Origin of the sequence: Plantibacter sp. VKM Ac-2880, assembly GCF_015351235.1 — a bacterium.
In the GTDB taxonomy this organism is placed as follows: Bacteria; Actinomycetota; Actinomycetes; order Actinomycetales; family Microbacteriaceae; genus Plantibacter.
In genome coordinates this window covers 1,437,290-1,443,567 of sequence record NZ_JADKSJ010000001.1, presented here as the reverse complement: position 1 = coordinate 1,443,567, position 6,278 = coordinate 1,437,290, and the positions used below count along the sequence as shown (strand labels likewise).

The following is a 6,278-nucleotide window of genomic DNA, read 5'->3' as shown; positions in this document are numbered from 1 at the left end:
GAGGGCAGGTGCTACACCTGCGGGATCGTGAGATCTGATTTGCACAACGCCCACATCCGGACCTAGAGTGACTGTTGTTGGCGGCCGAAGGGCCGCTGCTTTGTGCTGCTCAAAAAGAGTGAATAGGGATAATGCGACGATGAAGCGATGACAATTGGTCAGCGCTATCGCCGTCGCCCCGGCACGATCCTGGCGGATTCTACCCAGCCGAGCACATAGGAAGCACTCTCCAGCCGGTCCAAGAATCGCTGCGCTACCTGTCGTGCCCGGTGGGATTCGCGTGCGTCGGCTGCCGCATCGGCACGTTCGATGAGTTCCGCGAGCCGACCAGCAGCGTGGCGGTTCTCTTCGGCTTGTGCATCACGCTCCCGCCTGTCGTAGGCGGCGAGAGTCTCCTTTGCGATGTAGGACGCGAGGATCGAGTCGTAGAAGGGTGGCAGCGATTCAGTCATTGTGAGCTCCGTGGATTTTGTCAGATGAGGGAAGGACGGACATGGCCTCAGTGAGTGCGTGATCGCGGGCCTGCGCCGCCTCGGGCGCATATGCGACTGAGTACAGGCGATCGGCATCATTCTCGGCTCGAGCAAGTTGCGCGACCAATCCGGCGTGGCGCATTTCGTGCCCCTGGAGGAATCCGTCCTCCCAAAGGTCTAGGTCTCGTCCGGTGAGTCCGACCAGGTGGACAGGTGGTGCGATCTTCGGCAGATGACTGGCGGCGTCAAGACCGTACGCAACGAGAACCGCGTGCACGAGGCGTTGCACTTCGACCTCCGGGCAGGCCGCTCCTCTACGGATCGAATCGCGCTCAAGGTGTTCTGCAAGAGCCAGCGGCAATGGGCTCGCCGACTGATCAGTCGAAGCTCCACGCAGTGCGGAGATCGCGTGAGCAGTCGCCTCAAGCCACGAGAGAACACGGCGCGGCTTCATTGCGACACGGCCTCAACCAGTGAGCGGAGGCGTGCGTCCGAGACGAGTACGTAACGCTGGGTCGTCGCTGGTGAAGCGTGGCCGAGCATCTGTTGGACGAGCAGAATGTCACCGGCGTGCTCATGGGCTCGGGTGGCGAATCGGTGACGTAGTGCGTGCATGGTCACGCCTGTCGGCAGGAGAGCCGAAATGCGCTTGCCCAGATACCGCGGCGAGACATGCCCGTTGATCTGGCCCGGGAAAGCGTATCCCTCGGGCAGTAGCCGCAAACTGCGGGCGATTGATTCCGGCAGCGGCAGCAGCCTCTCCTTATCGCCCTTGCCGTGAACCAGGAGGGTCCACTCGCCGGGAGTCCCGGTGATATCTCGTGAGTGCACGGTCGCTACCTCGGCACGACGCAGGCCGACCTCTGCCGCTAGGCGGAGAGCCAGACGGTCGCTGTCGCGCGCGCGCCGGAGTGCGCTCTCGTACTCGTCGTCCTGGACCGGTCTTGGGCGAACCTGCCCCGCTTTAACCACGGGGAGTCGTCGGGCTGGGCTGTCCGGAGTACGCCCTGAATCGACGGCCCACTGGTAGAACACGCGCAAGGTTGCTCGGTTGCCGCGACGATACTCGGCGGACCAGGTTGCGCGAGCCATCCACTCGACCAGATCATCCAAGGTGATTTCGAATGGACCTGCGCTGGCGTGATCAGCGGCGAATCGGCGGAGTCGCTCTCGATAGAGACTTACTGTCGCCTCCGAACGGCCGATCCCCCGAAGGTAGGTGCGGAAGGAACGGATCTCGGCTTCCCAAGCAGGTGCGAGAGGGCGAGCGGAAGAGCGCAACGAGCGTTCCTGCGATGGATTCTCATACACGCGACCTGATGCGAACGCCCACCCGTAGAACGCGCGAATCGACGTCCGGTGCGCGAGCTGACCAGCGCGATTGCCGCCGACGCTTTCGAGCCACCACACAATGTGTTCGTGCGTGACGTCCATGGCCCTACATCCATGGCAGATGCGAGCTTCGACACGTGTCGCTCGCGGGTCTCGATCACGGCTGCCGCGCGGCCTTCAATAGCTTGCGCAGTGGCGAACAGTTGGACCGCATCCGCCCACCGGGAATCCAGGTTGTACTGCCGTGCTCGCTGTTGCGGCGGTACCGGTGCCACGTGCAGCCGGTCCAGCCGATTGGCCCATGCCACGAAGCTGCGGACGGCTGCACGATTCGCCTTGCGCGTCGACGGGGCGTCCGAGCGTGCATCGACGTGGTCAACCCAGTCGAGAATGTCGGCACTCGTGAGCGCCCAAGGCGATGCCAGGGTGTTCAACGCGAGCCGTCGTAAGCGATTGTACTGGACGTTCACCGTTGAAGCTGCGCGTCCGGCCGCGAGGGAGTCGCGCTCATACTCGTCAATTGCTTCGGACCAGGGGCTAGAGAGGTTGTCCATTCGTGTATTCCAATCAGAAGAGCTCGACGGGTGGGACTTCGGGTGGAGGGGCTGTCTCCGTGGCAACTTCTGCGGCCTCAGGTGGCAGGTACCTGGCGAAGGCGTCAGCAAAGTCGGCGCGGTAGTAGCCGCGTTGGACACCTTGTTGCTGTGCGCCGAATCGAATGCTGCGGGGGCGTATCTCGTACTTGCGAAGCCAGCGAGAGAGGTCGTTCACTGTGAACTCCTTTCCGGCCAGGTCGCTCCACGGGGCGTCCTGCAAATCGAGTAGCTCGGTCACGAGCTGGACAGAGGACATGCGCTCCTGTTCACCGAGAATGGTTCGCACGTCGCGGAGGAGCTGAATACCGACTGACACCCGGGACTCCGTTGACTCAAGAAGATTGACTGCGGCAGTCCTGGCGCGTTCTGGCCATTCGCCCCCGGCTGCGTCGGCTACGGCGATGAGGGGCTCCCACACATCGGCCGGCCGATCTGTGACTATCGGTGGCAAGTCGGGGCGGGCTCCGTCCACCAGACGGAATATGGTCTCTGTCCACTCTTCGAGAGACGCTCTGAGTAGATCCGCCTCGGGACGGGCATCGCGTTCCCGCCAAGGCTGCACATGTTCGTTCGGTGCCCTGCGGCGCATTCGGACGACGACAGATCGGGTGGTAATGGTGTCTGGCACGTTGCCGAGCCCCGCGAGCGCTACAGCAGCAAATACCGGGAACTCGCGGGGCATCATGTTCGCGCCAACGCCATCCATCCGGTAGACGCTTGCCCCTCGCCTGTGTCCAGAGTTGAGAAGCCGTCGCAGGTCCTCGGCTTCCGGTGACACTCGCTGACCGAAAACGGTGTCAACCTCGTCGTAGCAGATCGTCGGTCGGTCCCTACCCTTTGACGTCATGTGGTACAGCACGGCGACCGAAGCATCGGAGGCCATCATGGGCCGTGGGACAAGAGCCGAGACGACCTCTAGCGCCCGACTCTTGCCGCTGCCGGGCTCCGTTGACAGGAAAGCGATTCGAGGAGTTGTTTCGAACGCTTCGAGGAGGTGAGCGTGAGCAATCCACAGGATCGTGGCTGTGCAGGAATCAAGATCGGGGAATGACACGTAGCGCCGAACGAATGCTTCAACGTCGCCGAGGACGGGCGAGACGCCGACTGCGGTTGACTCTTGCACTCGGAATGCAGGACTCACCGACTCCATCCCCCCAATGCCCCGCACTCTGCGAATGCTGACAGTTCGTCGGCCAGCGCAACCAACGGTGCAACCCAGCAGCCCCAACCGAGCTCACGGGCCTCCCAATCGGATTCTTGGCCCCATCCCCAGTAGGCGAGGGCTGAAGAGAAGGAGTCCTCCAGCGGCCGTTCAGACGAGTTGAAGTAGTGCGATTCAAGCAAGGTCCGCGTGGCCTCCTGCACTGGCTCGCCGTACAACCGAAGAGACCAGCTCGCGCGAACCTCGGGAGCGGAGCACGGCACGACAGATGCCCAATAGACGCGTTCGATCATCGGTTCGCGGGGGTCGGCGAGGATACCAATGGGGCAGCATCATGCGCGAGGAGAGCGAGCAGCGGCTCGCGGGGAATCAACACCAGGCGTCCGATCCGAACGCAAGGTAGATCCCCCGCACGCGCTGCGGCGCTGACGGTGCGAGGATCCACCGAGAGCAGGGACGCCACCTCGCGCATGGTGAGAGTCGCCCGGGTCGAAGCTTTCGCCTCGTCGAGACTGTTGACATCCTCGTGTCCACCAATTTTCTTCATGTGCCATCCATTTCTGCGCCCTGGCGAAGCAAGTTGCTTCTTGGGGAACCATAGAGTCACATGTAGCGAGATGTCAACTCATGCCGTACTGTTTCCTGACATGGCAGAGAAAATCGGCGATGACACTTGGACCGAGCGCATCGCGGCGCAGGTGGGGCAGAGAGTCAAGGCTGCGCGTGAGAGCCGGGTGCCGCGAATGAGCGCGCAGTCTTTGGCCGACTCCACAGTCCGGCTTGGCCATGAGGTCAAGCGGTCGGTGATCTCGAATCTAGAAAGCGGGAGGCGGGGAACTGTGACGCTCGCCGACGTCCTCGTGCTCGCGTACGCGCTCGACGTCCCGCCGATGCTGCTGATGACGCCGCTCGGAACGGACGACGCATGCGAAGTTCTTCCCGGGCGCATGGAGTCGACGTGGGACGCAGTGGAATGGATCAGCGGGCACGATCCGCTCCCGGGCGACCGAGAGGAACGCTCCGCAGAGTGGTCCTTAGTCACGGTATTCGAGCAGCACCGAGATCAGCTCGACCTCTGGAGATTGCGGCACAAGCAGGTCGAGCGGAATCCAGATCAAGCTGAGGCTGCGCTCGCGCTGGAAAACGCCCGCAATATGCTCGCGATGACACGCGACTCCATGCGTCGACAGGGGATCACGCCGCCGAGCTTCGATGACAGTCTCCTTCTCCCGGAAGAGGACGAAATGGACCAAATCATGCGGGAGATCCAGCTTGAGCGGCAGCAGCAGCGAGTCGAGAGATTGAAGAACATTGACCGCGAGGACTAGCCGATCCCGACGCCGAGGCGCCGGTTCGATCACAAGCTACAAGACGAAGGCCGGTGTTCGGTGGCGTTGGCAGCTCGTCGTTCCTGTAGATCCTGACAACCCTGAAGCGGGCACTCGCCAGGCGGGGAAGGCGGGCTACGCCACTGCGGAACTCGCCGACGACGGCCTACAAGATGCACGCCGCAAAGCTAGGGACCACCAGCGGCTTTCGACCAGCGGTGTGCCCACTGTCGCTGCGTATCTGGCGTCCTGGCTCGACGGCTTACAGCTTGAGCACTCAACCGTCTACAACTACCGCAAGCTGGCGCGGAACCACATTGCGCCTCAACTCGGCAGTATCCGACTCGACAAGCTCACCCCCTCCCGGATCGGACAGCACTACCGAGAACTGGCTCAGAGCGGGCGGCGGGATGCGCGTGCATTCGGCACCCCGCTGTCGGCCAATACGATCAACAAGACTCACGTTCTCCTAGGTGCAATGCTTGATGCGGCAATAGATGACGGGCACCTGTCGATGAACCCCGCTCGTCGCGCCCGAATAGTCAAAGCTCCTACTGGTAAGCAGATTCGAGCGGCTGCGCCCGAAATTGTCACCATGCGCGCCGATCAGCTTCGAGACTTCCTGCGGTGGAACCGCGACGTATACGAGGACGAGCTCTACACTCTCTGGCTCACGATTGCGGGTACTGGAATGCGGCGAGGCGAGGCGCTTGCTCTGCGATGGGGCGACGTTGACCAAACCGGATCGCGAATCAGCATTCGTCGTGCCGTAGACCACACGCGGCCGGGTGTAGTCAAGGGCACGAAAACGGGTAGCTCCCGCGCGGTGGATATCGATGGTGACCTCTGTGACCAGCTCAGGCGATTTCGCGCGCTGCGGGGCTCGGTCTCTCTCGATCTAGCTCGGGCCGACAGCTATATTTTCGCTAGCGAAGCCGGGGAGATCTACAACCCGAAGAACATCACCGCGCGGTGGGACGTCCGGCTGAAAGCCGCCCAGCGCACTCCATTGTTGGCGGACATTCCCCGCGTGACAATCAAGGGCCTGCGGCATACTCATGCGACCCTCCTACTCGAACTGGGCGTTCACCCGAAAGTGGTTCAGGAACGCTTGGGGCACAGCAACATCAGCACGACCATGAACATCTATAGCCATGTGACGCCGACGATGCAAAGGGACGCAGTTGACCGCTTGGCGAGCCTGTTGTCCTAACGGCTCGATATCACCCGCTATTGCAAAACTGTTTGCACGATGCACAGCAGGCCGGACCTGGATGGCACAATTGCCTGATTAGGCCGCAAAAACAACGTGTGCCCCTGGAGGGACTCGAACCCCCAACCCTTTCCTTAGGACGGAACTGCTCTTCCATTGAGCTACAGAGGCTGA

At 62.2% G+C, this 6,278-nt stretch carries 6 protein-coding genes and 1 tRNA gene; 2 read left to right on the top strand and 5 right to left on the bottom strand.

Annotation, left to right across the window (positions count from 1 at the left end):
- Positions 1-164: 164 nt before the first annotated feature.
- The 4 genes from ITJ57_RS07000 to ITJ57_RS19760 form a co-directional block, all read right to left on the bottom strand.
- A complete protein-coding gene (locus ITJ57_RS07000; protein ID WP_194669421.1) occupies positions 165-452 on the bottom strand; it encodes a hypothetical protein in 288 nt (95 codons plus the stop codon).
- Between the two features lie 471 nt (positions 453-923).
- Entirely contained in the window at positions 924-1,907 is a 984-nt protein-coding gene (locus tag ITJ57_RS06995; RefSeq protein ID WP_194669420.1) for a tyrosine-type recombinase/integrase, read from the bottom strand.
- A 465-nt stretch (positions 1,908-2,372) separates the two neighbouring features.
- Entirely contained in the window at positions 2,373-3,542 is a 1,170-nt protein-coding gene (locus tag ITJ57_RS19765; protein ID WP_370582243.1) for a DUF3631 domain-containing protein, read from the bottom strand.
- Positions 3,543-3,852: 310 nt separating this feature from the next.
- Positions 3,853-4,035 (bottom strand): helix-turn-helix domain-containing protein, encoded by a 183-nt coding sequence (locus ITJ57_RS19760; protein ID WP_194670331.1) that lies wholly within the window; start codon positions 4,033-4,035, stop codon positions 3,853-3,855.
- Positions 4,036-4,210: 175 nt separating this feature from the next.
- Between ITJ57_RS19760 and ITJ57_RS06980 the strand changes: the two genes are divergently transcribed.
- Both ITJ57_RS06980 and ITJ57_RS06975 read left to right on the top strand, forming a co-directional pair.
- Positions 4,211-4,891: a helix-turn-helix domain-containing protein gene (locus tag ITJ57_RS06980; protein ID WP_194669418.1), complete on the top strand. Its 681-nt coding sequence runs from the start codon at positions 4,211-4,213 to the stop codon at positions 4,889-4,891.
- 220 nt (positions 4,892-5,111) lie between these two features.
- Positions 5,112-6,104, top strand: a complete 993-nt coding sequence (locus ITJ57_RS06975; protein WP_194669417.1) for a tyrosine-type recombinase/integrase — start codon at positions 5,112-5,114, stop codon at positions 6,102-6,104.
- A gap of 99 nt (positions 6,105-6,203) precedes the next feature.
- Here ITJ57_RS06975 and ITJ57_RS06970 read toward each other — a convergent pair.
- Positions 6,204-6,275, bottom strand: a tRNA-Arg gene (locus ITJ57_RS06970).
- Positions 6,276-6,278 lie beyond the last annotated feature (3 nt).

Excerpts from the sequence above, each read along its gene's own strand:
- ITJ57_RS07000 (WP_194669421.1), bottom strand. The coding sequence starts at position 452 with ATGACTGAATCGCTGCCACCCTTCTACGACTCGATCCTCGCGTCCTAC.
- ITJ57_RS06995 (WP_194669420.1), bottom strand. The coding sequence starts at position 1,907 with ATGGACGTCACGCACGAACACATTGTGTGGTGGCTCGAAAGCGTCGGC.
- ITJ57_RS19760 (WP_194670331.1), bottom strand. The coding sequence starts at position 4,035 with ATGCGCGAGGTGGCGTCCCTGCTCTCGGTGGATCCTCGCACCGTCAGC.
- ITJ57_RS06980 (WP_194669418.1), top strand. The coding sequence starts at position 4,211 with ATGGCAGAGAAAATCGGCGATGACACTTGGACCGAGCGCATCGCGGCG.